Below are 24044 nucleotides of genomic sequence, written 5' to 3'. Positions count from 1 at the left end.
ACTGACACACCGCTCTGGGATGTGACACCGCATGTGTTGAGACATAGCTTTGCCAGCATCGCCAATGATCTGGGCTTCACAGAGATCACTATCGCTGCCCTGATAGGTCATGCGAAAGGTTCCGTGACGAGCCGGTACGTGCACACGCTCGACTCGACGCTAATCATGGCGGCAGACACGGTGTCGGGATACATTAAGGCTTTGCTGGAAGGCGTCGAGTTCCGGCGGAACACATATACGCTTGATCGGGAGGCACGGCGGTCAGCCATCGAGCACATGCTGATCAAGTCGATACTGCCAAAGAAACGCTGACTGCTTTCAAAACGAAATCACTTGAAACGATATTTTGTTGATTAAGTCTTTATTGTTTTGGCCCGACGTGAAAACGAAAATGAAACCAGCAACTTCGAACGATGTTTCACCGAACTTTTCTCAATCGAACATATCCGGTTGGTCGATCACCAACTGGTTCCAGATCGTCTGGAAATGCAGCCAGCCGATATACTCACTGCCGACGTGTTCGCGGCTGTAGCGGGCACGGTCGGCGGGGATGCGGATAGGCTCAATGCCAGAGGCAGCGATCGCGAGTTGTTGCTGGCAGCAGCGTTCAAGCGCGATGAACCAGAAGGCGGCGGACTCAATGCTGTGGCGGCTGGCCGTCAATAGCCCGTGGTTCTGGTGCAGCGCGGCTTTCATGCCTTTGAACGCCTTGGCCACATCCGTGCCTGCGTGGTTTTCGACTGCGACCGCTCCGCCCTGTTCGCCGATCACCACATGATCCTCGAAAAACGCGCAGGCGTCCTGCGTGATCGGATCAATGGGGCGCCCCAAGGCGCACCAGGCTGTGCCATAGGTGGTGTGGGCATGGCACATGGCGAGGATGTCGGGATGTTCATCATGGACATTGGCGTGCAGCACAAAGCCCGCGCGGTTCACCGCATAGTCGCCTTCGATCACCGTGCCTTTGTGATCAACGAGGATCAGGTTCGACATTTTGACCTTGTCGAAATGCACGCACATCGGATTGGTCCAGTAAAGCTCGGGCCGTTCCGGGTCGCGGATGGTCAGGTGACCGGCAAAGCCATAATCGAAGCCCTGCTGGGCAAACGCGCGGCAAGCGGCGACCAAGCGTTCCTTGCGGTGCTGGCGTTCCTCGGCGACGGTTTCAAATTCCGGCAGTTCAGGGAAGATCAGCCCGTCCTGTTCCGGTTGGTAGATCGAGACGCGGTTCCCAAGATCCAGCATGATGGTGCTGCCTTATTCAAATTGTATCAGATGGTAAAAAACGGCGCCCCCTGAGGGAGCGCCGCTTTTGGCTTAGATGTTTTGCGCGCTCATTTCCTGCGCGATGTGGTCGGCTTGGCGGATGGCAAGCGCCACAATGGTGAGCGTCGGGTTTTCCGCAGCCCCGGTGGTGAATTGCGAACCGTCCGAGATGAACAGGTTCGCGATATCGTGCGTCTGGCCCCAATTGTTCACCACGCCGTCACGCGGATTTTCGGACATCCGGTTGGTGCCGAGGTTGTGCGTCGACGGATAGGGCGGTGTTGGGAAGGTACGTGTTGCGCCAACCGCCTCATAGACCGCCTGACCCTGCTTGTATGCGTGGTTGCGCATTGCGATGTCGTTGGGGTGATCGTCGAAGTGGACGTTTGCCACGGGCAGACCGTACTGATCGGTGACATCGTGGTTGAGAGTGACGCGGTTGGTTTCCTGCGGCATGTCTTCGCCCACGATCCACATGCCCGCCATGTTCTCGTAGTGATCAAGCGCCGAAGTGAACTCACGCCCCCAGCCACCCGGATCAAGGAAAGCCGCCATGAAGGGCAGACCTAGCGACAGGGTTTCCAGCTCGTACCCGCCGACAAAGCCGCGGGACGGATCGTGACGGGCTTCGTCCTGAATGATGCCTGCCATCGTGGTGCCGCGCCACATCTTTACCGGCTTGTCGAACACGCCATAGACCGATCCGGTCATGTGGCGCATGTAGTTGCGACCCACCTGCCCCGAGCTGTTGGCCAGTCCATCCGGGAACATCGCGGAAGCCGAGTTCAGCAGAAGACGCGGGCTTTCGAAGGAGTTACCCGCGACGCAGACGATGCGGGCCTTCTGCATCTGCAGCGTGCCGTTTGCGTCGTAATATTCGACACCCATGACCTTGCCTGCCTCGTTGTGCAAGATACGGGCGACATGGCTTTGCGGACGCACTTCGAGATTGCCTGTCGCCTCGCCCTCAGGAATGTCGACATAGCCGGCCGACCACTTGGCCCCCCATTTACAGCCCTGAAAGCAGAAACCGGTTTGTTGGCAGGGAATGCGGTCGCCATCATCACGGGTCTGGATCGCCATGCGGCCAGTGTGAACTTCCTCATATCCCAGCGCCTTGGCGCCTTTTTCGAACACGAGGTAGTTGTTGCTGCCCGGCAGACCCGGACGGTTGCCGGTGCGCGTCACGCCTAGCTTGTCTTCGGCCTTGGTGTAGTAGTCGTCCATCTCGCGCGGGTCGATCGGCCAGTCGAGCAGGTTTGCGCCCTGTACGTCGCCATAAGTGGTCTTGGCTTTCCATTCATGGTCCTGAAAGCGCAAGCTGGCGCCAGCCCAGTGCTGCGTGGTCCCACCTACGGATTTCACGATCCATGCGGGCAGGCCTGAGAAATCCTTGGCCACGCGCCAGTCACCCGATGTGGTGCGCGGGTCGAGCCAAGCCAGTTGGCCAAAGCTTTCCCATTCGTCGTTGATGAAATCGTCGGGCAAATGACGCCCGCCCGCTTCCAAAGCGACGACGCTGATACCCTTCTGGGCCAGTTCGTTTGCAAGAACACCACCGCCTGCGCCGGTGCCGATGATGACGACAACGCTGTCGTCGTTCAGATCAAATGGGGCTGCCATAAGTCTATCCTCCCTTATGGCTCAGAGCCAGTTGATGTCGTTGAAACCGCGATCAATGTAACCGCCCTGGCTGAAGCTCTCGCCCTCGTAGCCAAAGATCGGCCAGACCGCTTTCTGGTTATAAAGGCCGGTGACCAGACCGCCGCGGACCTGCTGGAAGAACGCACTGTCTTCCATGCCGCGCAGGATATCGACGCGGTCGCGCTCCCATCCGGTGGCAAGGTAGCTGTCAAAGCCCTTGCCCTGAGCGGCCGCATTCAATGCGGCAATCCCAGCCGTGATTCCTGCGGCGGCATCGGCGCTGTCATAGCCCTTGACCGCAATCACATAGTATTCATCGGCCACCTGATCGTGCGGATAGATATCGCGCGCCATCTGGACGAGTGTAGCAAAGGTTTCCGCGTCGAGATGTTCGGCTTCATAGGCCCAGGCGGCGTCTGGGGCCGCCAAGAACCCGGTGCCGACGACAAAAGACGCACCTGCAGCGCTGGCGCGCTTGAGCAGGTCACGCCGTGTCAGCCCACGCAGGCTTTCTTTCTGTGACATGTGTAGTCTCCTCCCTGTTTGATGTGCACCCTTTGGAAAGGACAGGTGCGGCCTGATCACTTGAACCGTCCACCGCGTTCGAGCACCTCGATCTGGTACCCGTCTGGATCGGCGACAAAGAAAAACCGGGCGATCACCTCGCCTGCCGGTGCAAAGGACACTAGTTTGCGGGGGTTGAGGCCTTCCGCCTCGAACCTGGCATGCTCGGACTCCAGATTGCTGACCGAGACAGCAAGGTGGCCGTAGCCGTTGCCAAGATCGTAAGGCTCGGTCTGACCCTTGTTCACGGTCAACTCGAGCTCGAACTCGGTTTCGGGATTGCTCAGATAGATCAGCGTGAAGTCCGGGAAATCGAGCCGGTCCGCGACCTTGAGGCCGAATGCCTTGTCGTAGAACGCGACCGACCGATCCTCATCAAGAACGCGGATCATCGAATGGATTTGCTTGGCCAAGGGTCACTCCTGCGGTTGGTTTCTGTGTCCGTTCGCAGGCTAGTCCGGCCTAAGGGGGGTGCGGGTAGTATGCCTGTACTACCCCGCATTTTTTCTGTCGTTCAGAGGGACAAAGTCACTCTGCCGCCATGGCGTGAGCGGGCGCGGATTGGTTGATCTCCATGAATTTCAGGCAGGCGCAGCGCAGCAGCGAGGTGAAGTTTTTCGGCTCGCCGCGACGTTCCAGAACTTCGGAATGCAGGGTCGATATGAACATCGGGGTTGATACGCCATCGCGGGCGGCAATTTCGTCAAGCGTTGCCCAAAACGCGTTTTCCAAGCGAATTGACGTACTTTGACCGTTCAGGCGTAAACGCCGCGTGGTGCTTGTGTAGCGTTCGGGATCTTGTCCCGCAAAGACTTCACACATGGTTCATCCTCCCAAAAATCATGCGTTAAGCATTCAACACATATTTCGTATACGAAATTTTTAATTTAGTCTATGGCTTCGAAAAAGACATGCGACCAAGGTCTGGTCTGCGTGTGAAAGGATGGACATGCAGACGATAGAACAGCCCAAATCGCTAACCGAGCAAACATACGATATCCTGCTTAATGCGATCTGTTCCGGAGAGTTCGAACCGGGGGAGCGGCTCAATCAGGACGAGATCGCAGCCAGCCTGAAAGTCTCACGACAGCCCGTGAACAGCGCGATCTCGCTGCTCAAGGCCAACGGCTTTGTCGAAGACACCGGACGCCGGGGTGTCGTGGCCTCGCCCATCAGCCCCGAGCAGTTCCTGTCGATCTACGAATTCCGCAGCGCCGTTGAACCGTTCGCGATCCGCCTCGCACATGAGCGCAAACCGGCGGATGCCGCGCAAGAGGCGGAGATGATGCTCAAACGCGGGTGGGAGGCAGTACGGTCGAACGATCCGCATCAGCAGATCGCTGTCGATTTCGAGTTTCACGAAATGATCTACACTTGGGCCGGGAACGACACCATCCAGACCACGATGCGCACCAACTGGCATCACATCCGCCGGTCGATGGCAGTGGTTGTGCGCGGCGTCGTATCCGCCGACACCTCGTGGACGGAACACAGCCGGGTAATCGAGGCGTTGATGCAAGGCGATGTCGAGCGGGCCGAAGACGAAATGAAGGCGCATATTGACCGAGCCACGGCCAAGGCGGTGGCCCGTCTCTTGGAGGTGAACGCGGCGCCTTCGGAGGTGCCGTAACAGACATTCTGGACCTGAGACATGCAGCTTTGTTCCTGCACGAAAACCGGTTCATTGTTTGCCCGCGTCCGAGGCCAAACTGACGGACAGAATCGGTGTTGGCATCTCACATTGTGCGACAGCCCAATGATCCACTCACCCAGACAAAATGAACATATAATAATACTACAACTCAGATGTTCTGCGCAACACCACCGCAAGCGACCCACCAACCAGAGCGCACACAACGCGATCAACTCAAAACCCCTCAAAATTTAACGTAAAATATTGAATTTTCAAAAATTTCCCTTCATGCGATTACGCTCAACTGCCTGACCTCAGCGCACAAAAGATGAGTGCATGAAATTTTATTTTGATATTTGATACCCTTTTAGAACATAAGTTTACAATCACAACACATGTTCAGGCGGCGTAATGGACACAGCCCAAAGCCACCCAGACCGACCGCGAACACAAAAAGCCGACAACGTGAAGAGCGTGGTCAAAGGCACCTTAAGGGAGGAAAGAATGGCCGAGATTTTCGATCATACAGGCGCACCGGTGAAACATGGCCGCGCTAGGGTGAACGGCATCCGGATGCACTTTGTGACAGCCGGTCAGGGCGAGCCGCTGCTGCTGATCCATGGCACTCCCAAGACCAACTATTACTGGCACAAACTGATCCCGCTGTTGACCGAACATTTCACAGTTGTCGCCCCCGACCTGCGCGGCTTTGGCTACACCGACAAGCCCCCCGTCAGCGAAGGTTATGACAGCGGCACCAACGCGCAGGATCTCGCAGAATTGATGACCTTCCTTGGCCATGACACGTTCCATGTTCATGGCGAGGATCGCGGCGCAGAATTTGCCTATGTGCTGGCCGCCACCGAACGCGAGCGCGTCTAGACCCTTTCTTTCTGCGAAATGCTGCTGTCGAGCGAAGGCCTTGAAGAAGCGTCGTTTTTCACGCCAGACAACATTACTTCGCAGTTCCGCCAGAGCGGCGTCTGGGTCTGGCATATCCCGTTCTTCTGGATCCCCCACCTGCCCGAGATGCTGATCAACGGCAAGGAACGCGAGTTCTGGGAATTCTGGATCAAGGCAGAAACCTGGAACCCCAACGCCATCACCGAAGAGGCGATGAACGAATGGGTGGCCTGCCTCAAGGCGCCGGGCGGCCTGCGCGGCACGCTCGAAACCTATCGCGCCGCCTTCAAGAATGCCGAAATCGTGCAAGAGCTGCGCAAAGAGAAATTGACCCTGCCCATCATGACCGTCGGCGCGCCAGAATTCTTTGGACCGCTGGTCGAGGAACAGATGGCGCGGCTGTCAAACGGCGTCGAGAAAGCCGCCGTCTTCGAGGAATGCGGTCACTCGCTTGCACTCGAAGCGCAGGATCGCCTTGCGGCGATGCTCAAGGAATTCATGCTCGACCGCTGAACTGCGGTCGGCATCCCAAAAACGCGAAAACTTCCATCGGAGGAGAACCAAATGAAGTTGACCCGTAGAACCCTCATGGCCACAGGCGCGACTGCTGCCATTCTTGGCCTGTCCCTGCCCGCTTTTGCGCAGGACAATATCGGCGATGTCCGGCACCCTCTGTGGTACGAGGCCCCGTCCGAGCGCACGCTGGAACTGGCCAAGATCGACGATCTGTCCCAGACCGTCGTCAGCCTTGGGCCGCGCGGTGAAGAAGGTGTGCTTTACACCGAGATTCAGATCACCGAAGAGCAGAAAGAGAAAATCCGCGCAGGCAACTTTACCGCGGCGATCTCAATGGGTTGGCTTGGTGACGATTGGGCCTCGCAGCAGCTTCTGGGCCTCAAGGAAACCTTTGCCGATCTGAACATCGAAGTGGTCGCAGAAACCAACGCGAACTGGGAAGATGCGCGTCAGATTTCCGACCTCGACGCGATTTCGGTGCTCAAGCCCGATCTCGTGGTGTCGATCCCGCTCAACACGGCGACAACCGCAACCGCGTTCCAGCGTCTTGCCGATGCCGGCTCCAAGATCGTCTTCATCGATCAGGCCGCCGACGACATGCAGCCGGGTGAGAACTATGTGTCGGTCATTTCGTCCGACAACCTCGCCCTTGGCATGTATCTGGCTGACCTGCTGAACGATGCGGGGGGTGGCGAACGGGATGTCGCGGCGATGTACTAAGCGCCGGAATTCCACGTGACCAACCTGCGCTACATTGGCTTCATCGCCCGCATGATCGCCAAGTACCCTGACCTGCAACTGGTCGCGGCGGCTGGCCATGACAACCCGAACAAGGGTCAGGAAGCGGCACAGGCCCTTCTTGCCCGCTACCCGACGCTCAAAGGTGTGTACGGCTCTTGGTCGATTCCGGCGATGGGTGCCGCAACTGCCGCCCGCATCAACGGCAAGCGTCCGGCGGACTTCAAGATCGTGAACGAGAACTTCGATCAGATTGTCGCCGCAGAGATGGCCGCCAATAGCTTCATCGCGGGCATCTCGACACAACAACCCTACACCCAGGGTGTGACAGAAGCGAGCGCCGGTGCGCTGGCGCTGATCGGCGAAAGCCTTCCCTCCTACATCTCGGTGCCGCCGGTGCGCGTGAGCCGCGACAACCTCGCCGAGGCGTATGAGAAGATCTACCGCATCCCGCTGCCGGAAACGATGCAAGCCGATCTGGCCAGCAACTGATGCAGCTTGCCGTACGCCGCGACTCCCCGTGGCGTACGGCTCGTTTGTGAGGAGGAGCACGACATGTCGACAGATGTTTTGACCATGCGGGACATCAACAAGGCGTTCAACGGCAACCCCGTTCTGCGCCATGCCGGGTTCACTCTTCGCAAGGGCGAATGCCATGCGCTGATGGGCGAAAACGGCGCAGGCAAGTCCACCCTCATGAAAATCCTGACAGGCGTCTATCAGCGCGATGCCGGCACCGTGCAGATCGACGGGAAGGATGTCAGCTTTGCCGCGCCCCGCGATGCAGAAGCCGCAGGGAACGCGATGATCTTTCAGGAATTCAGCCTGATCCCCACCCTGACCGTTGCCCAGAACATCTTTCTGGGTCACGAGCCGAAACGGGGCAACAACATCTTCATCCGCGACGCCGAGATGATCCGCCGTGCGCACGATATTCTTCAGGAATTCGGCGAAAACATCGACCCGCGCGCACGTGTCGAAGACCTGAGCGTTGGTGCGAAACAGATGGTCGAAATCGCCAAAGCGCTGTCCAAGAACGCCCGTATCATCGTGATGGACGAACCGACCGCTTCGCTCTCCGAAAGCGAGGTTGAGACCCTGTTTCGACTGGTGAACCAGTTGAAGACGCAGAGTATTTCCATCGTCTATATCTCGCACCGCATGGCCGAGATTTATCAGATCTGCGACCGCATTACCGCGATGCGCGACGGGCGCGACATGCTGACCGCGAACACAAGCGACGTGACGATGGAAGAGCTGATCCGTGCCATGCTCGGCTCTGACAGCACCGCCGCGTTGGATTGGGTCGCGCGCGATGTCGACATGACCGCGGCCCCTGTTCTCGAAGTCGAGAACCTGCAGGTGAACGGATATGTCGACGATGTAAGCTTTGCCGTCCGCCCCGGTGAAATCCTTGGGCTTGCTGGCCTCACCGGTTCGGGACGGACCGAGATTGTCGAGGCCATTTTTGGCATCCGCCAAATCGACGGCGGGTCTGTCCGGATCGACGGCCAACCCGTGCGCAGCAACCGCGATGCCATTGAGGCAGGTGTCGGGCTGGTGCCCGAAGACCGCCGCACGCAGGGCTTGGTTCTGGATCACAGCCTGCGGGACAACGTGATCCTGCCGAACCTTGCCCGCTTCACGCGCAACCTCTTTGTCGGGGACAAAACCGCGCGCGCGGCATCCGACCGGCATATCGCGGATCTCAAGATCAAGTGCGAAGGCCCGGACCAGGAGGTCTATCTTCTGTCCGGCGGCAACCAGCAGAAGATCGTTCTGGCCAAGTGGCTGGAGCGCAAACCCAAGGTTCTGATCCTTGATGAGCCGACCATCGGTGTCGATATCGGCGCGAAATCGGAACTGGTGCGCAAGGTGCGCGAGATCGCGGATGCGGGCACGGCAGTTGTTGTCATTTCATCCGAATTCGAAGAGCTGCTCGCGATCAGCGACCGGCTGCTCATCATCTACGATGGCAGCGTGATCGGGAACATAAACCGCAAAAACGTGCAATCTGAGGAGGCTCTGCACCATGCAGTCCAAGGCTGACCCCATGCCACAAGAAAGATCGTTCAATCTCGGACGCATCAACTGGCGCGAAAACATTGTGTACATCTGCTTTGCCGGTGTGCTTCTTTTCTTTGCCGTCACCATTGGCGACAAGGGCTTCCTAACGGTGTCAAACCTGTTCAACATCGCCCGGACCACAGCGATGATCGCGGTGATCTCGATTGCCATGACCTTCATAATTTCGTCTGGCGAGTTAGACCTGTCCGTTGGGTCGACAGCCGCGCTGGCCGCGCTTGTGTCAGCGCTGGCGATACAGGCGGGATACGGGTTTCTTGGGGGCTTGATCGCCGGGCTGCTGTGCGGCGTGGCGGTCGGTCTGGTCAACGGCTTCTTCGTCACCGCGCTGTCGATCCCGTCTTTCCTTGTTACTCTGGGCATGATGCAACTAGTGCGCGGCATTGACATGCGGATCACCTACACCAACCCAGTCCCCTTCCGGAACGCGACCTTCGATATGGTGTTCGGCCCCGGCACGATCGGCGTGGTCCCCACACTGTTCCTCTGGGCCGTTGCCGTGGCGATCCTCGGCCACGTGGTGCTGCGCTACACGCCGTTTGGACGGCAAGTCTTGGCCACCGGAGGCAACCGCGAGGCGGCGCGCTATTCCGGCATCAACACCAAGCGCGTCAAAATCATCTGCTTCCTGATCACCGGTGTCGGCGCGGCGTTGGCCGGGATGCTCTGGACCGGCATGATGGGCACTGCGCGCTACAATTTTGGCGAAGGTGCGGAACTGGCCGCCATCGCGGCGGTGATCCTTGGGGGCACCAGCCTTTTCGGTGGCAAGGGCACAATCATCGGCACATTCGTAGGCGCGCTGCTGATCGGGACAATCAACAACGGTCTGATTATCATGGGTCTGGATGTGTCCGAGCAGATGATGGTGGCCGGTGCGATCATCGTTCTGGCGGTGGCGTTCGGGAAAAAGCCCAGCCGTTGAGGTTTGACCAAAGGGTAAAAAACGACGCGGGGCCGGATTGGCCTCGCGTTTTCTTATTTGGTGAGGTGCCCCGACAGAACCAACGCGCCAAAGTCCTTCAGTCGATCCACCACCCTAACGCAACCCGCCCACCTGAGAATATCCGCGTGATCGTCCCGCCGACCTTCAAGATGCCCACCACCGACAAATCCGACAGGTGTCATACCGGCGGCCAACGCCCCTTCTACGCCATGCGGGGAATCCTCGATCACGAGGCAATCGCCCGGTGCACGACCAATCACCTTGGCTGCCAAGAGAAACAGGTCCGGGGCGGGTTTGCCGTGTTCGACCTGGTCAGAGCTGCACGCGCGGCCTTCGAAGAAGCCATCCAGGCTGGTTGTGCGCAGGGCGAGCGCCATTCGTGCCTTTGAACTGCCCGTGGCGACCGCCATATGACACCCGGCATGATGCAGGGCAGACAACAGGTCGTATGCGCCGTCGATTGGGTTCAGGTCGGTCGGGTACTGATCCATCAGAATTCGGTCAATAAGTTGCGCGAAGTCTTCGGGCGCAGGCCGCCCTGCCCTGTTGCCGACCCATTCGGCGATGCGTGACATCTTGAGGCCAAGCACCTCTTTCCCCAAGTCGCGCGGGTTCAGACCTTTGGCACCCAGACGGTGCGCCTCGTCGGCGATGGCCTTTAGCGACAGCACTTCATTTTCCACAAGGCAGCCGTCGAGATCGAAGATTATCGCGGGCGGCATTCAGTGGCTTTCGTTAGGGTGTTGCAGACCAGATTACGCGCGGGTCGGCGTGGTCTCCATAAAGGCGATGGTGTGTTTGAGCGAGGACACAACCGCCTGAGAGCCAAGCCCCATCGCGTTCTGCGCCGAGGATGCCTGACCAAAACGGATGCAGTCGTCAATGGAGCGGCCCAGATGCAGCCCGGTGGCAAAGCCCGCGTTGAAGCAATCCCCGCAGCCACAGGTGCAGACCACGTCGATCTTGTAGGACGGGATGTCGATCTTCTGACCGCGCTGATCGCGGTACATGGCCCCATCTGCGCCAAGCGTCAGGATGACAGCACCGACGCCCTGATCCAGCAGAAACGCGGCGATCTGTTCGTAATCGGTCATTCCAGAGAGGGCCATCGCCTCTTCCTCGGAGGGCATGAAGTAGTCGGTATGCGCCAAAAGCGGGCGGATCAGCGGGAAATCCTCTGGGGTTGAGGCAAAGACATCCAGCGTCGTGGTGATGCCGCGGGCCTTGGCCTCGGCCAGAAGTTCGGCATTTCGCCCCTTGTCCATCGCGTCCATCAAGCCGACGCCGCCGATGTGCAGGATTGTGGTGTCCAGCACACGGTCCACAAGATCATCGGTGATGTAAAAGCCCGCCGTCGCCCCGCGCTTGTGCAATGCGGGGCGCGCGCCGTCAGGGCGGGTGGTCACGACGCTGGACGAGGTGGTCATGTCGGGGATGCGCTGCATCATCTCGGTATCGACGCCGAAATCGCCAAAGCGGCGGAGCACCCAATCGCCCATCAGGTCGTTTCCGACACCGCCAACAGCCTGCACGTTAAGGCCGTGCTTGGCCGCGACGATTGCCGCTGAGCCCGCGGCCCCCGACACGGCAATGGTGAATTCATCGACGAAATAGGTGTTACCGCCGGGGGGGATTTCGGTCACCGGGCGGCACAGCGCGTCAAAGGTGTGAAACCCCATTGAGGTATAGTCAAAGGTCATGGGTTGTTCTCCATCCTGTGCGCCGTCAGCGCAGGCGTTGACCGGAGGCCGTATCGAAAATGTAAATCCGCTTGGGATCAAAGCCGACAGACGCGTCGGAGTTCAAGTCCGCGCGATAGTCGCGATGGGCCTTCACCTCGATCAGCTTGTCGCCCACCTTGATCGTGAGATAGGTCATGTCGCCCGTCGGCTCGACCCCGTAGACACTGCCGCTCAGATGTCCGCCATCCGCCGTGACGGTGCAATCTTCGGGGCGCACGCCCAGCGTGACCTTGCCGTCATGTTTGGCGGGCAGGCCGTCGACCCGGACACCGGGCGCTGTAAAGGTGCCCTGCTCCATCACACCCGCGATCAGGTTCATGGGCGGTGCGCCGATGAAGTTAGCGACAAAGGTGTTTGCCGGATCGTTGTAGATCTCGTCGGGCGTGCCGATCTGCTGGATCGCACCCTTGTCCATGATCACGATCCGGTCCGCGAGGGTCATCGCCTCGATCTGGTCATGGGTCACGTAGACAGTGGTGATCTTCAACTCGCGCTGGATATGCTTGATCTGCACCCGCATGTGTTGGCGCAGCTTGGCGTCGAGGTTCGACAGCGGCTCGTCCATGAGGAACACATGCGGTTGACGAACGATGGCGCGGGCAAGAGCGGCCCGCTGACGCTGGCCCCCAGACAATGCGCTGGGTTTGCGGTCCAGATAGTCAGTCAACTCGACCAGACCTGCGGCGCGTTTGATCAGCGTATCATGCTGTTCCTTCGGCACGCCGCGCATCCGCAACGGGAAGCGAATGTTCTCGTAGATCGTCATGTTGGGATAGAGCGCGTAGCCTTGGAACACCATCGCCACATCCCGGTCGCGGGCGTCGATTTCGTTCATCACCTCGCTGTCCATGACGATCTCGCCTTCGGAAGGCTCTTCGAGCCCCGCGATCATGCGCATGGTGGTTGTCTTGCCACAGCCTGAGGGGCCGAGGAAAACAACAAATTCCTCATCCGCGATGTCGAGGTTCACGTCGCGGACACCCCAGATGGCACCCCAGCGTTTCTGGATATTGTTAAGTTGGATTCTTGCCATTTCTTACCCTTTGACGGCCCCCATCGTCAGACCGCGTGACAGGTGTTTCTGGATCAGGACGACCACAAGGAACACCGGCAGGAACGCGAGGAACGCGACTAGCGCGATTGCATTGTAGATCACGCCGTCCGACCCGCCCGTGAAGTTCGCCAGCGCTACCGACATGGTGTAGGCGTCGGGCGTCGAGGCAATCAGAAGTGTGAAGAGGAATTCATTGATCGCAAAGATCATTGCGATGACAGAGGCTGTGATGATGCCCGGCAGGATGGCAGGGATGATGATTTCCCACAGGATGCGCAACTCGCCTGCACCGTCGGTCTTGGCCGCGTCTTCCAATTCTTTCGGGATATCGAGCATGTAGGACCGGATGATCCATGTCACAAAGCTCAGGTTGATGGCCGCATAGATCAGCATCAGCGCCCAGATCGTATCCAGAAGACCGAAATTGCGGAACAGGAAGAAGATCGGCACTGCCACGATGGCCGGTGCCATCATGCGGGTGGAGAGGATGTAAAACCCGATATCGTCCCGCCCTTTATATTCGAAGCGCGAGAGCGAATAGGCGGCGGGGATCGCCAGAATAAGGTCGATGATGACCGACCCGATAATGGCAAGCACCGAGTTTCGCAGGTATTTGCCCATCGGCCAGTCTTCCCAGATCATGTGCCATGCATCGAGGCTGAAGGTCGGGAAGTAGATCGGTTGCGGGGTGATGATCTCAATCCGGGGACGCAGGCCGATTGACAGGAACCACAGAACCGGCACGAGGCAGAACAACGCCCATGCGCCAAGGATCGCGTAGCGCAGGGCAAGGCTTTCACCGCGGGAGCGTTTGCGGGCAGATGCCATGGATCAGGTCCTCGCCGAGACAAAGGCGCGTTTGACGACAAACTGCGCGATGATGATCGTGATGATCAGCATGATCACGGATGCGGCCGAGGCATAGCCGAAGTTGAAGAACTTGAAGCCCGTTCTGTAGATGAAATAGCTGATGGTTTCTGTACCAAAGGCCGGACCACCTTTGGTGATGATAAAGACGTTGGTGAACATCGTTGTGATGTCGATGGCCCGCAGGATGAGCGCGACTGCGATGATCGGCTTCATCATCGGCAATGAGATGTTCCAGAAGATCGCGTACCATGACGCGCCATCCAGCCGCGCGGCCTCTTCCACCTCTTCATCCTGTGCCTGAAGACCAGCGACGAAGATGATGAAAAGAAACGGAGTCCATTGCCAGACATCAGCGATGATCAGGATCATCCGGCTTAGCCATATCGAGGATTGCCACGCGACGTTGCCGTCCAGCAGCCCGAGCCTGATGAACAAATCCGCGACGACACGCGCATCGAGGAAGGCCAGTTTGTAAATGAACGCCACCGCCGAGGGCATGAACAGCATCGGGATTAGAAAGATGATCCGCCAGCCCTGCACCCACGGATCGCGATAGGCATAGAAGGCCAGTGTCAAAGCAATGATGCATTGCAGGATCAGCGAGATTGATCCGATCACAAGGGTGTTCCAGAGCGCGCCCCAGAACTGGTAGTCGCCCATCAGGCGGGTATAATTGTCGAATCCGGCCCACTGCCACGGTCCAAACTTGACGTTGTAGAAGCTTTGCGTGATCGCGAAGATGCCCGGATAAAGCGTGATCAACATCAGATACAGAACGGCCGGCGCGACCAGCATGTAGGGCAGCAGGGCTTTCATGCGCTTGCTGCGACGCTTGAATCTGCGGTGCGTCGGCTGTGCCGGGGCAGCGTTTGCCGCCCCGGTGGCCGACAGATCAGGATTGCTCATGACAATCTCATCCTGCCCAATAGGTTTCGTGGCCTAACGCCTTAGAACGGGAGGTCCTTACCTTCGCCCACATACAAACCCGGCGCTGCCTGAGCATAGTCTACCGGATCATTGCCCTGATAGAAGCCGTTCGACGACATGATCTGCTTGACCGCAGCGGCTGCGTTGTCGAGCGCTTCCTTGGCAGAGATCTGGCCGACCACGGCGCGGTTGATCTCGTTGCCGATGGCCTGTTCAATCGGGAACGCACCGGGAAGACGCGGGCTGCACCATGCGTGATGCAGGCTGTCGCCCCAGACCTTTGCGGGCTGAGACACGGCCTGAAGGTTTTCGTTCTCCAGAACCGACTTGTAACCCGGCGCCACACCATTTGCGTTGGCTTCGTTCATCGCCATGATCGACGCAGTGGTCAGGAAGCCCAGCATCAAGAACGCGCCTTCAGGGTTCTGCGCCGAAGCAGACACGCACGAGGTCGAACCCGCGATGTTCGGCGGTGCAAAACGACCACCCGAGATGCGCGGTTCGTAGATGGTGACGAAATCGTCGACGATCTGCGACTGATCCGGGCGCATCGCCTGCGTTCCACTGTCCTGCCAGCTGATATTGGTGGCAACCTGTCCGCCCAGCCAGGCGGCGCGGTTCTCCGGCCAACCTGCACCGGCGTGGCCTTCGTTGGCGTTTTTGGAAAGTGCCAGAAGGATCTCGAGGCCCTTCATCCCGGCATCGCCGTTGAAAATTGGCTCCCAGTTCTCGTCAAAAAGCATCATTCCGGCCTGAGCCGAGACATGCTCCCATGAGTAAGTTGACCAGAAGCCGGGCGCCGCCATCAGGCCGACGCCAGAAACGCCCGGCTCTACCTGGTTCAGCTCGGCAGAGAGGCGGATCAGTTCGTCATAGGTCGGAACCGAATTCACCTTGTCGATCGGGCCACCCAGCACCTGCTCGACATAGCCTTTGCGCAGGTGAACCATCTGGATGTCGCAGTCGAACGGAATGCCGTACATCTGGCCGTTGAAGTAGCCATAGTTCAAGCGATAGGTGTCGTAGAAATCGTCGAGTGGCAGGTTCCACTTATCAGCAAAATCCTGCAGCGGATAGAGGAAGCCCGGCGCAGCGAAGTCACCCAGCCAAGGCGAGAAGAACTGCAGCGCATCGAAAGACGCATTGCCAGAGATGAATTCGGCCAGCGCCTTATCATAGAAGCTGTCATCGGGGATCGGCACCAGCTCGACCGTGATGCCGGACAGTGCTTCGAAGGGAACAAGCCCTTCGGCAGCGGATTCTGCGTCTGCCGCGCCCACGGCAAAGCGGACCGTGGTGCCTGACAACTCGGAACGCACCTTTTCCCAGTCTACCGTGCGGATCCAGTCCTTGCTGCTGTCCCAGATCGGCTTGTCATCCGACATGCCGTAAAGATCGCGGTAGTCCGCACGGACGTACTGCGAAATCGAGATCCCGTCGAGCACGCTTTGCGGATCCGGCAGGTGGTTGGCTGCGAGCAGCTTGCCGCCCCAGGTGGAGCCAGTTGCGGCGATTCCCATGGCGGATGCACTCGCCATAAACGACCGTCTGGATAGTCTTCCTCTGAATTCCATCATTTTCCTCCCTTGATGGCACAATCATTACCGCGTTCCGCCTCAGACAGCTTTTTAGCCGCTCAAAAGTACAGGAACACCTAACTGCACACCTGAACCATTGTTCACGACACTACAGCTCGTCAAGAACATTTATTGTTTTTGTGAACATTATTCTTGACTGATTAACAAAGGTTCATGATGGTAGCGCCAAATCAAAGCGACAGGAAAATCTCGTATGGCCTCCAACATCGCACTGACCGGATTGGCAAAAGACCTTGCTGCCCGGGCCGCCTCTGGCAAACCGGTTCGCATCGGCTTGATCGGCTCTGGCGAGATGGGAACCGACATCGTCGCACGCGCCGCAATGATGGACGGGGTGGACGTGGCGGCGATTTCGGAGCTCAACGTGCCGAACGCGCACAAAGCCGTGTCCATCGCCACCGGTGAGGACGGGCACAGTCAGGACGCGACCTCAACTGACAGTCTCAACGCAATCATCGAGTCGGGCAAAACGGCGATCACCGACAATGCGAACCTGATCCTCGAGTCGGGATTGATTGACGTGGTGATCGACGCAACGGGCATTCCAGCAGTTGGTGCGGAAATCGGCCTGCGCGCGATGGAGCGCGGCAAGCATCTGACCATGATGAACGTCGAAGCGGACGTGACCATCGGCGCTTACCTGCGCAACGAAGCGGAACGGTTGGGCGTTGTCTATTCGTTGGGCGCGGGCGATGAGCCATCTTCTTGCATGGAGCTGATTGGGTTCGTGACCGCCATGGGTCACAAGGTGGTCTGCGCCGGCAAAGGCAAGAACAATCCGCTGAACATCGACGCTACACCGGACGCTTACGAGGCAGAGGCAATCCGGCGCCACATGAACCCGCGCCTTCTGGTGGAGTTTGTGGACGGATCGAAAACCGCCGTTGAAATGGCCGCCATCGGCAATGCCACCGGCCTGATACCAGATGTGGACGGGATGCACGGCCCAGCCGCGGGTCCCAAAGAACTGGCCAAGGTGCTGATCCCGGAAAAGGACGGTGGCATCCTGTCGGGGATCGGCAAGGTGGATTATTCCGTCGGCAAGGGCGTGTCACCGGGCGTTTTCTGCATCGTAGAGGCCGAACATCCGCGCATCCATGAGCGGATGAAAGATCTCAAGATGGGCGACGGGCCCTACTATGAGTTCATTCGCCCCTATCACCTGACATCGCTCGAAGTGCCGCTGACCTGCGCGCGTTCTGTGCTTTACGGCAAAGCGGACATGATCCCGCTGGAAAGGCCGGTGGTTGAGGTCTGCGCACTGGCAAAGAAAGACCTGCAGCCGGGCGATACGCTCGACCAGATCGGTGAATACACCTACCGCGCCTGGGCGATGGAAGTGGGTCGGGCGCAAGCGGCGCGTGCCCTTCCCGCCGGGATGCTAACCGGAGCCAAAGTGACTGCGCCGATCAAGAAAGGTGAACTGATCACTTTGGCCAATGCCACCCTGCCGCACTCGCGGCTGGTCGAGCTGCGCCACCGCCAAGACATGATGCTTTATGGGAAGGACCTTCTCAATGCGTGACACCGTGATGCCCAATAACATCCCCTACGCCATTTCGCGGTACAGCGCGGAAGAACTGAAAGATGCTCTGAAAAAGATGTACCTGATCCGCAAATTCGAGGAAGGCGCAGAAGACAGCTACATGCGCGGGCTGATACACGGCACAATGCACCTGAGCATCGGGCAAGAGGCGTCTGCCGTTGGCTCCTGCATGTCGCTGACCGACGACGACAAGATCACGTCGACCCACCGGGGTCATGGTCATTGTGTCGCCAAAGGCGCCGACCTGTCCCGCATGTTCGCCGAGTTCTTCGGCAAGGAAAGCGGTTATTGCAAAGGGCGCGGCGGGTCGATGCACATTGCTGACCCGAGTAAGGGCAACCTTGGGGCCAATGGCATTGTGGGGGGCGGTCTGCCTATCGCCGTTGGCGCAGCTTTGTCGGCTAAGCGCTTGGGCACGGGGGCGGTGACGATCTGTTTCTTCGGCGACGGTGCGAACAATGAGGGCGCGTTCCACGAGGCGTTGAACATGGCCAAGGTCTGGAACCTGCCGGTGGTTTTTGTTTGCGAGAACAACAAGTACGGCATGTCCACCTCGACCGAGCGGTCGACAGCGGTCAAGAACATCTCGGATCGCGCGGTGGCCTATGCAATGCCGGGCGTGACCGTGGACGGGAACGACTTTTCCGCAGTGACCGAAGCGGTGGATGCTGCTGTTGAGCGCGCCCGCAAGGGCGAAGGCCCAAGCCTGGTGGAAAACGTCACCTACCGCTGGCGCGGGCATTCGAAATCTGATCGCAACCGCTACCGGACCAAGGAAGAAATCGCAGACTGGCAGTCTCGCGACCCGATTGTCGCGATGGCCAAGCTGCTGGTGGACCACAAGATCTCCACCGAGGACGAGGTTGCCGAAATCGAAGCCGACGCGACCCGGATCATCGAAGAGGCCATCGCCTTTGCGACCGAAGGCGACAATCCGAAAATCGAAGAGGTCACCCGCGACGTCTATACCAAAGGGGCCGCAGCATGAACATGCATTCAAAGACCGATCTGCGCGAATTGTCCTATGCCGAGGCCATCCGCGAAGCCATGGACATCGCCATGGCACGCGATGAGCGCGTCATCCTGATGGGTGAGGATATCGGTGTCTATGGCGGGGCCTTTGGCGTCACTGGCGATCTGGTCGAGAAATACGGCACGGACCGTGTCATGGACACGCCTATTTCCGAATTGGGCGGTGCGGGCGTGGCGGTCGGGGCCGCGATGACCGGACTGCGCCCGATTTTCGAATTCCAGTTCTCGGATTTCGCAACCCTCGGGATGGAGCAGATCGTCAACCAAGCGGCCAAGATCCGCTATATGCTGGGTGGCGCAGTATCGGTGCCCGTTGTCATGCGCTTTCCCTCGGGCTCCGGCACGGGCGCTGCGGCGCAACACAGTCAAAGCCTTGAGGCGTGGACCGCGCATGTGCCGGGTCTGAAGGTTGTGCAGCCATCAACACCCGAAGATGCCAAGGGGCTTTTGCTTGCCGCGCTGGAAGACCCTGATCCGGTGATGATCTACGAACACAAAATCCTCTACAAAATGAAGGGGCATGTGCCCGACGGCTATTACACGACCCCCATCGGCAAGGCCGCTGTTGTGCGCGAAGGCAAGGACCTGACCATCGTCGCCACGTCGATCATGGTGCACAAGGCGCTTGATGCGGCCGAGACAATGGCCGCCGAAGGCATTGACGCCGAGGTGATCGACCTGCGCACAATCCGTCCAATGGACCGCGACACTGTGCTGGCCTCGGTTCGCAAGACGGGACGTCTGATCTGTATCTACGAGGCGGTCAAGACGCTGGGTGTCGGAGCAGAAGTGTCGGCCATGGTCGCGGAAAGTGATGCGTTCGACTACTTGGATGCGCCAATCATCCGGTTGGGCGGGGCAGAATGCCCGATCCCCTACAACCCGGAGCTTGAGAAAGCGGTTGTGCCACAGGTGCCCGACATCCTGGAGGCCGCGCGCAATCTGGCGAAGGGACGTGTCTGATGCCAACCGAAGTCATCATGCCCAAGGTCGACATGGACATGGCCAAGGGCAAGATCATGTCGTGGCATATCGCCGAGGGCGACCGCGTGTCCAAGGGCGATCCTCTGTTCGACATCGAGACAGACAAGGCCGCAATGGAGGTCGAAGCGCCTGCCGACGGCATCCTGCACCACACCGCACCCGAGGGAATGGACATCCCCATAGGCACACCCTGCGCCTGGCTCTATGCCGAGGGCGAAGAGGTGGGCGAACAACCCGCACCGTTTGCGGGCCAAGCCGGGGCCGCACCCAAGCCTGAACCAGTTGAGGCGGACGTTCCGAACGACACCAAGTCGGTCGAGGCCGAATTGGAACTGGTCGACGCCATTGCCGGGGAAGCCACGGGCAAGGTCCGCGCAACCCCGCGCGCACGCTCGTTGGCCAGCGGTGCGGGCCTGAACATCGTAGACCTCATCGGCACCGGTCCGCGCGGACGGGTGCAGGAGCTGGACGTCGAAAACGAAATCGCTCTGCGAGACACGCGCCCCGCCCCGCTGGCCGCACCCGTAACATTCAAGGCAGAAACCGGCGCGCTTGCTGTGACCCGGTCCAAAGGCGGCACCGGGACACCCATCATGATGATCCACGGTTTCGCCAGCGATGCCACGTCCTGGGCACCGATGGAGGCACATCTGAAGCACCGCCCGTTGATCCGGATCGACCTGCCCGGTCACGGCAAATCACCAAAGCTGCGCATCGACAGCTTTGCCGAACTTGTGCGAGAGGTCCGGCGTGCTTTTGACGATCTGAACCTCGACGCTGCACATCTGGTTGGTCACAGCCTTGGGGGTGCCGTGAGTATTGCACTGGCCGATACCCGGGCAAAACGACTGTCGTCCCTGACACTGATCGCGCCTGCAGGGCTTGGCCCGGATATCAACGGCGATGCGCTGTCGGGGATGTGCAGGGCCACCCGAGCTGAAAGCCTTGGGCCGTGGCTGCGCAGCCTTGTGGCAAACGAAGACATCGTGACCGACAGCTATGTCCGCCTTGCCATGGCGGGGCGTGAAGACACGAACCTGCGCGCCGCGCAGTCGTGTCTTGCCGATTCGCTCTTCCCCGATGGGGTTCAGGCTTTTGACCTGCGCGCGGCACTGGAACGGATCGACACGCCGACCCGGATCATATGGGGCAAACAAGACGCGATCATCCCTTGGAAGCACGCCCTGCGCGCCCCGGGCAAGATGGCGCTTCACCTTTTTGACGGCGTTGGGCACATGCCCCAGATCGAATGCAGTGCTGAGTTGGGCCGGATCCTGTCGTCAAGCCTTTGACCAGTTGTTCATTGTCACCCACCGAAAACATCGGTTACCTGTCAAAAGCCAGAGACATAAGCCAGATCACAAGGGGGCGAACCGATGGCAAAATCGCAAGACCAGCTTCGGGTCCGCGCCGCATGGCTTTACTACATCGAAGGCATGACCCAATCCGATGTTGGCAAAAAGCTTGGCGTAAACCGGATCACGGTGACCCGTTTGCTATCCGAAGCCAAGAAACGTGGTGAGGTTGTGATCCGGATCAAGTCGGAATTGACCGAACTAATCGAACTTCAACAACAGCTTCAGGATCACTACGATCTCGAACAGGCTATCGTTGCGCCGTTGGAAGCCATCGAAGACGACCCGACGCGGGTGATCGCTGCGGCGGCGGGCACCTATGTGTCGAACCTGATGGAAAACGGCATGACCGTCGGCGTCGGTTGGGGCAAGACGCTTCACGCGATGTTGCCCTATATTGAGGAAAAGCCCCTGTCTGACGTGCGGGTTGTGTCCCTTCTCGGCGGCATCGCACAAGCCAGACGCTTCAACCCTGCCGAATTTGCGTGGCAATTCGCCGAACTGTTCGAAGCCGAAGGCTATCTGATCTCTGCCCCGGCAGTTGTGGATTCGCCGCAAACACGGCACGCCCTTTTGGAGAACTGTGGTCTCGATCAAATCCTGCAACTCGCGGAAGCCTGCGACGTGGCTTTGCTGTCCTGCGGCGGGATCACCTCTTTAACCACGTCATATCGCTCGGGTCACATCACGGAGTCGGACCGTCAATCGCTGATCGCGGCGGGTGCGGTCGGCGATTTCCTGTATCACTTCCTCGACAAGGACGGGAATATCGTAGACCATCCGGTCAACAATCGGTCGATCTCGATGTCGCTTGATCGCTTGAAACGCGTTCCAAGAAAAGTTCTCATGTCGGGGGGCCGGGAAAAGATCGAAATCCTGCGCGCCAGCATCACGTCGCTTGCACCAAATGTCCTGATCACCGATGAGATTACCGCTCGAACCTTGCTTGAAACCGCTGACGCAAAGAACGCGCGCATGGCCGCGAAAGTGGACTGATATTGGTGATATCAGGCGCGCTGCCAACCGTCTTGAGGTCGACCGCACAAAGACTGCAAGACAGTCGGAAAACACGACACCGGCAGAGTCTAGATTGGTCAACCGACCATGTGCTAACATCAAAACGAGGAGGTGAATATGATGGTGGCCAGCCCGAAGAAATTCACTCTCTTGCATGACATGAACATGCCGATCCGCGACGCGTTGCGCGGCGTGGTGAGCCTTGCGGATGCAACGGAAGACATGCTGGAGCCCGCCTCCAAATTGTTGCCGGAACCGTTGCGCAGCCGCTTTCACAGCGCGATGCAAGCATTCGAGCAAGCCGGCAAACGTCTGCTCCATGCGCCGATCGACATGGAGCGGATCAGCGATGCCGCACAGTTTGCTCGTGGCACCACGTTGGACAAATCCGGAGTGAACACGGCCGCGAGCGTGATCGTATTCGCCTGGGAGCACCTAAACCAATCCCGCGTCGAGCACCGCCACCTTATCAGTGAAACCATCGTTGCAGACCGGTTGTCACGGTTACAACCGGATGGCGGCACGACCGGTTTTGCCTTCGCTGCATCCCTGTTCCTCGACCTGCGCCAATCCTCAGCCATCGGCGTGATGCCTGGATTGACGCGCGGTATCACCGAGGATGAAGAAACCGAAGTCGACCTGGCATTGATGGCCATTGCCGTCTGGCTATCATCGAAACGAGCGGACACCCTTGAGGAAGAAGAAAAGCTTCTGGACCTGTCCATGGCCCTTGTCCGCGCGCTCCAGTCAGAGGCGGCAACTGCCTTTCAAAGCCAAGAAGCATTAGCCCAGTTTCTTGATGAAACGTCATCGCATCTTTAGGATCGGACTCTATGTCGACGCATGATTTGACCAAGACAGACCAACCGTTGCGCAAATCCGCGCAACGTCTGCGGTGGTTCGTGGATGCGTTCGATCAGCAAATCCAAAACACCGAAGCTCAGACGGGTAACCAGTTTTCCGTCGACCGGGGCGCTTTGGCGCACGTCTTTGCAGATTGGCTAAAAGCGTTCGAAGCTCAGAAACCGATGCGCGAGGATGATAAACCCGCCTATGTGGGTTTTGCAGCTGGCCTCATGCTCAGAACCTTGATCAAGCACAAACCGGTCGCGGTCGTGAAACAGCCTGACAATGCAGACCAGTCAAATCCGGCATACTTCTGGCCTGAAGGTTACCTCTATGTCGCATTCTGCCTGAATGTGCGCGGATTGGTTCTCGAGACAGATTTTCACGCGGCGCAACACCCGCCGAGTGATCGGCTTGCGGACAACCGGACGTGGTGGAGCTTTCGCGAGAACGTGCAACAGGATCCCTCTCTGGCGATCGCCTTCCTCGACCTTTTTGCCGGAGATGAGCCGGAATGGAGCATGCCCGAACTGTTCAGAACAGGCCGCGTTGCCCGCATCGCGGAACGATTTTATGCCAAGGAAGTGGCTGCGCCGGAAAAGCCGTAAGTCGACCAAGTTCTCCCACAAAAGAACAGACGGCACTGACGTGGCGCGCAACGGTTGCCGAAAAAGAGTCTAGTCTGCGGTCACGGACTGCACCTTGCAATCGAACACGCGCAGCCATCGCGTTTTTGTCCCAAAACACGTCTGCCTAACGATACTGAATGCATGCTGGC

General features: G+C 58.8%; 24 protein-coding genes and 1 pseudogene. 14 read left to right on the top strand and 11 right to left on the bottom strand.

Annotated features, from left to right (window positions below; all coding sequences use genetic code 11):
* Positions 1–312, top strand: a 312-nt coding sequence (locus tag MCRY_RS10190) for a tyrosine-type recombinase/integrase (RefSeq protein WP_176234501.1), incomplete at its 5' end; no start/stop codon positions are given.
* A gap of 120 nt (positions 313–432) precedes the next feature.
* On the opposite strand, the gene MCRY_RS10185 is transcribed toward MCRY_RS10190, so the two are convergent.
* The 5 genes from MCRY_RS10185 to MCRY_RS10165 form a co-directional block, all read right to left on the bottom strand.
* Positions 433–1245 (bottom strand): class II aldolase/adducin family protein, encoded by an 813-nt coding sequence (locus MCRY_RS10185; RefSeq protein ID WP_085629420.1) that lies wholly within the window; start codon positions 1243–1245, stop codon positions 433–435.
* Positions 1246–1317: 72 nt separating this feature from the next.
* The gene (locus MCRY_RS10180; protein ID WP_085629417.1) at positions 1318–2889 is read right to left on the bottom strand and encodes a GMC family oxidoreductase; all 1572 of its coding nucleotides are present in this window, start codon (positions 2887–2889) and stop codon (positions 1318–1320) included.
* Positions 2890–2910: 21 nt separating this feature from the next.
* Complete coding sequence (locus tag MCRY_RS10175; RefSeq protein ID WP_085629415.1) at positions 2911–3435, bottom strand: twin-arginine translocation signal domain-containing protein; 525 nt, start codon at positions 3433–3435, stop codon at positions 2911–2913.
* Positions 3436–3491: 56 nt separating this feature from the next.
* Complete coding sequence (locus MCRY_RS10170) at positions 3492–3887, bottom strand: VOC family protein (RefSeq protein WP_085629413.1); 396 nt, start codon at positions 3885–3887, stop codon at positions 3492–3494.
* Positions 3888–4002: 115 nt separating this feature from the next.
* Positions 4003–4296 (bottom strand): ribbon-helix-helix domain-containing protein, encoded by a 294-nt coding sequence (locus tag MCRY_RS10165; protein ID WP_085629411.1) that lies wholly within the window; start codon positions 4294–4296, stop codon positions 4003–4005.
* 127 nt (positions 4297–4423) lie between these two features.
* Between MCRY_RS10165 and MCRY_RS10160 the strand changes: the two genes are divergently transcribed.
* From MCRY_RS10160 to MCRY_RS10135, 6 genes and pseudogenes are all read left to right on the top strand, one after another.
* Positions 4424–5104 (top strand): GntR family transcriptional regulator, encoded by a 681-nt coding sequence (locus tag MCRY_RS10160; RefSeq protein ID WP_171046155.1) that lies wholly within the window; start codon positions 4424–4426, stop codon positions 5102–5104.
* Between the two features lie 507 nt (positions 5105–5611).
* Entirely contained in the window at positions 5612–5989 is a 378-nt protein-coding gene (locus MCRY_RS23225) for an alpha/beta fold hydrolase (protein ID WP_203275999.1), read from the top strand.
* An 18-nt stretch (positions 5990–6007) separates the two neighbouring features.
* Complete coding sequence (locus MCRY_RS23220) at positions 6008–6523, top strand: alpha/beta fold hydrolase (RefSeq protein WP_203276000.1); 516 nt, start codon at positions 6008–6010, stop codon at positions 6521–6523.
* Positions 6524–6574: 51 nt separating this feature from the next.
* Positions 6575–7756: pseudogene (locus MCRY_RS23375) on the top strand (substrate-binding domain-containing protein).
* A 63-nt stretch (positions 7757–7819) separates the two neighbouring features.
* Positions 7820–9313, top strand: coding sequence for a sugar ABC transporter ATP-binding protein (locus tag MCRY_RS10140; RefSeq protein WP_085629403.1), 1494 nt, complete (start codon positions 7820–7822; stop codon positions 9311–9313).
* Between the two features lie 4 nt (positions 9314–9317).
* The gene (locus tag MCRY_RS10135; RefSeq protein ID WP_238939445.1) at positions 9318–10274 is read left to right on the top strand and encodes an ABC transporter permease; all 957 of its coding nucleotides are present in this window, start codon (positions 9318–9320) and stop codon (positions 10272–10274) included.
* Positions 10275–10327: 53 nt separating this feature from the next.
* Here the strand turns inward: MCRY_RS10135 and MCRY_RS10130 are convergent, their stop codons facing one another.
* From MCRY_RS10130 to MCRY_RS10105, 6 genes are read right to left on the bottom strand one after another with little or no spacing between them, the layout of a single operon-like run.
* Positions 10328–11017 carry an HAD family hydrolase gene (locus MCRY_RS10130; RefSeq protein WP_085629399.1) on the bottom strand — a complete coding sequence of 230 codons (690 nt, stop codon included), beginning with the start codon at positions 11015–11017 and terminating at the stop codon, positions 10328–10330.
* 33 nt (positions 11018–11050) lie between these two features.
* Complete coding sequence (locus MCRY_RS10125; protein ID WP_085629397.1) at positions 11051–11995, bottom strand: carbohydrate kinase family protein; 945 nt, start codon at positions 11993–11995, stop codon at positions 11051–11053.
* Between the two features lie 25 nt (positions 11996–12020).
* Complete coding sequence (locus MCRY_RS10120; RefSeq protein WP_085629395.1) at positions 12021–13070, bottom strand: ABC transporter ATP-binding protein; 1050 nt, start codon at positions 13068–13070, stop codon at positions 12021–12023.
* 3 nt (positions 13071–13073) lie between these two features.
* Positions 13074–13919 carry a carbohydrate ABC transporter permease gene (locus tag MCRY_RS10115; RefSeq protein ID WP_085629393.1) on the bottom strand — a complete coding sequence of 282 codons (846 nt, stop codon included), beginning with the start codon at positions 13917–13919 and terminating at the stop codon, positions 13074–13076.
* 3 nt (positions 13920–13922) lie between these two features.
* The gene (locus MCRY_RS10110; protein WP_085629391.1) at positions 13923–14867 is read right to left on the bottom strand and encodes a carbohydrate ABC transporter permease; all 945 of its coding nucleotides are present in this window, start codon (positions 14865–14867) and stop codon (positions 13923–13925) included.
* Positions 14868–14908: 41 nt separating this feature from the next.
* Complete coding sequence (locus MCRY_RS10105; protein WP_238939446.1) at positions 14909–16426, bottom strand: ABC transporter substrate-binding protein; 1518 nt, start codon at positions 16424–16426, stop codon at positions 14909–14911.
* Between the two features lie 253 nt (positions 16427–16679).
* On the opposite strand from MCRY_RS10105, the gene MCRY_RS10100 reads away from it, so the two are divergent.
* From MCRY_RS10100 to MCRY_RS10070, 7 genes are all read left to right on the top strand, one after another.
* Positions 16680–18011 carry an NAD(P)H-dependent oxidoreductase gene (locus tag MCRY_RS10100; protein WP_085629389.1) on the top strand — a complete coding sequence of 444 codons (1332 nt, stop codon included), beginning with the start codon at positions 16680–16682 and terminating at the stop codon, positions 18009–18011.
* Entirely contained in the window at positions 18004–19020 is a 1017-nt protein-coding gene (locus MCRY_RS10095; RefSeq protein ID WP_138488103.1) for a thiamine pyrophosphate-dependent dehydrogenase E1 component subunit alpha, read from the top strand. Before MCRY_RS10100 ends, MCRY_RS10095 begins: the two co-directional genes overlap by 8 nt.
* Positions 19017–20027 (top strand): alpha-ketoacid dehydrogenase subunit beta, encoded by a 1011-nt coding sequence (locus MCRY_RS10090; protein WP_085629385.1) that lies wholly within the window; start codon positions 19017–19019, stop codon positions 20025–20027. The genes MCRY_RS10095 and MCRY_RS10090 overlap by 4 nt, the downstream gene beginning before the upstream one ends.
* Complete coding sequence (locus MCRY_RS10085) at positions 20027–21340, top strand: acetoin dehydrogenase dihydrolipoyllysine-residue acetyltransferase subunit (RefSeq protein WP_085629383.1); 1314 nt, start codon at positions 20027–20029, stop codon at positions 21338–21340. The genes MCRY_RS10090 and MCRY_RS10085 overlap by 1 nt, the downstream gene beginning before the upstream one ends.
* Before the next feature lie 84 nt (positions 21341–21424).
* The gene (locus MCRY_RS10080) at positions 21425–22399 is read left to right on the top strand and encodes a sugar-binding transcriptional regulator (RefSeq protein ID WP_085629381.1); all 975 of its coding nucleotides are present in this window, start codon (positions 21425–21427) and stop codon (positions 22397–22399) included.
* A 186-nt stretch (positions 22400–22585) separates the two neighbouring features.
* Positions 22586–23242 (top strand): hypothetical protein, encoded by a 657-nt coding sequence (locus MCRY_RS10075; protein ID WP_139834095.1) that lies wholly within the window; start codon positions 22586–22588, stop codon positions 23240–23242.
* 11 nt (positions 23243–23253) lie between these two features.
* A complete protein-coding gene (locus MCRY_RS10070) occupies positions 23254–23874 on the top strand; it encodes a hypothetical protein (RefSeq protein ID WP_085629377.1) in 621 nt (206 codons plus the stop codon).
* The last annotated feature ends 170 nt before the right edge of the window (positions 23875–24044 follow it).

Origin of the sequence: Marivita cryptomonadis (assembly GCF_002115725.1) — a bacterium.
In the GTDB taxonomy this organism is placed as follows: Bacteria; Pseudomonadota; Alphaproteobacteria; order Rhodobacterales; family Rhodobacteraceae; genus Marivita; species Marivita cryptomonadis.
The sequence above is the reverse complement of the archived record's forward strand: the minus strand, read 5'-3'. Positions and strand labels throughout refer to the sequence as shown.

What these genes read in the sequence shown, in the direction of transcription:
- MCRY_RS10115 (WP_085629393.1), bottom strand. Translation starts at nt 13,919, where the DNA reads ATGGCATCTGCCCGCAAACGCTCCCGCGGTGAAAGCCTTGCCCTGCGC.
- MCRY_RS10175 (WP_085629415.1), bottom strand. Translation starts at nt 3,435, where the DNA reads ATGTCACAGAAAGAAAGCCTGCGTGGGCTGACACGGCGTGACCTGCTC.
- MCRY_RS10185 (WP_085629420.1), bottom strand. Translation starts at nt 1,245, where the DNA reads ATGCTGGATCTTGGGAACCGCGTCTCGATCTACCAACCGGAACAGGAC.
- MCRY_RS10130 (WP_085629399.1), bottom strand. Translation starts at nt 11,017, where the DNA reads ATGCCGCCCGCGATAATCTTCGATCTCGACGGCTGCCTTGTGGAAAAT.
- MCRY_RS23225 (WP_203275999.1), top strand. Translation starts at nt 5,612, where the DNA reads ATGGCCGAGATTTTCGATCATACAGGCGCACCGGTGAAACATGGCCGC.
- MCRY_RS10160 (WP_171046155.1), top strand. Translation starts at nt 4,424, where the DNA reads ATGCAGACGATAGAACAGCCCAAATCGCTAACCGAGCAAACATACGAT.
- MCRY_RS23220 (WP_203276000.1), top strand. Translation starts at nt 6,008, where the DNA reads ATGCTGCTGTCGAGCGAAGGCCTTGAAGAAGCGTCGTTTTTCACGCCA.
- MCRY_RS10180 (WP_085629417.1), bottom strand. Translation starts at nt 2,889, where the DNA reads ATGGCAGCCCCATTTGATCTGAACGACGACAGCGTTGTCGTCATCATC.
- MCRY_RS10105 (WP_238939446.1), bottom strand. Translation starts at nt 16,426, where the DNA reads ATGGCGAGTGCATCCGCCATGGGAATCGCCGCAACTGGCTCCACCTGG.
- MCRY_RS10080 (WP_085629381.1), top strand. Translation starts at nt 21,425, where the DNA reads ATGGCAAAATCGCAAGACCAGCTTCGGGTCCGCGCCGCATGGCTTTAC.
- MCRY_RS10165 (WP_085629411.1), bottom strand. Translation starts at nt 4,296, where the DNA reads ATGTGTGAAGTCTTTGCGGGACAAGATCCCGAACGCTACACAAGCACC.
- MCRY_RS10085 (WP_085629383.1), top strand. Translation starts at nt 20,027, where the DNA reads ATGCCAACCGAAGTCATCATGCCCAAGGTCGACATGGACATGGCCAAG.
- MCRY_RS10140 (WP_085629403.1), top strand. Translation starts at nt 7,820, where the DNA reads ATGTCGACAGATGTTTTGACCATGCGGGACATCAACAAGGCGTTCAAC.
- MCRY_RS10090 (WP_085629385.1), top strand. Translation starts at nt 19,017, where the DNA reads ATGAACATGCATTCAAAGACCGATCTGCGCGAATTGTCCTATGCCGAG.
- MCRY_RS10100 (WP_085629389.1), top strand. Translation starts at nt 16,680, where the DNA reads ATGGCCTCCAACATCGCACTGACCGGATTGGCAAAAGACCTTGCTGCC.
- MCRY_RS10125 (WP_085629397.1), bottom strand. Translation starts at nt 11,995, where the DNA reads ATGACCTTTGACTATACCTCAATGGGGTTTCACACCTTTGACGCGCTG.
- MCRY_RS10110 (WP_085629391.1), bottom strand. Translation starts at nt 14,867, where the DNA reads ATGAGCAATCCTGATCTGTCGGCCACCGGGGCGGCAAACGCTGCCCCG.
- MCRY_RS10070 (WP_085629377.1), top strand. Translation starts at nt 23,254, where the DNA reads ATGTCGACGCATGATTTGACCAAGACAGACCAACCGTTGCGCAAATCC.
- MCRY_RS10120 (WP_085629395.1), bottom strand. Translation starts at nt 13,070, where the DNA reads ATGGCAAGAATCCAACTTAACAATATCCAGAAACGCTGGGGTGCCATC.
- MCRY_RS10135 (WP_238939445.1), top strand. Translation starts at nt 9,318, where the DNA reads ATGCCACAAGAAAGATCGTTCAATCTCGGACGCATCAACTGGCGCGAA.
- MCRY_RS10095 (WP_138488103.1), top strand. Translation starts at nt 18,004, where the DNA reads ATGCGTGACACCGTGATGCCCAATAACATCCCCTACGCCATTTCGCGG.
- MCRY_RS10075 (WP_139834095.1), top strand. Translation starts at nt 22,586, where the DNA reads ATGCCGATCCGCGACGCGTTGCGCGGCGTGGTGAGCCTTGCGGATGCA.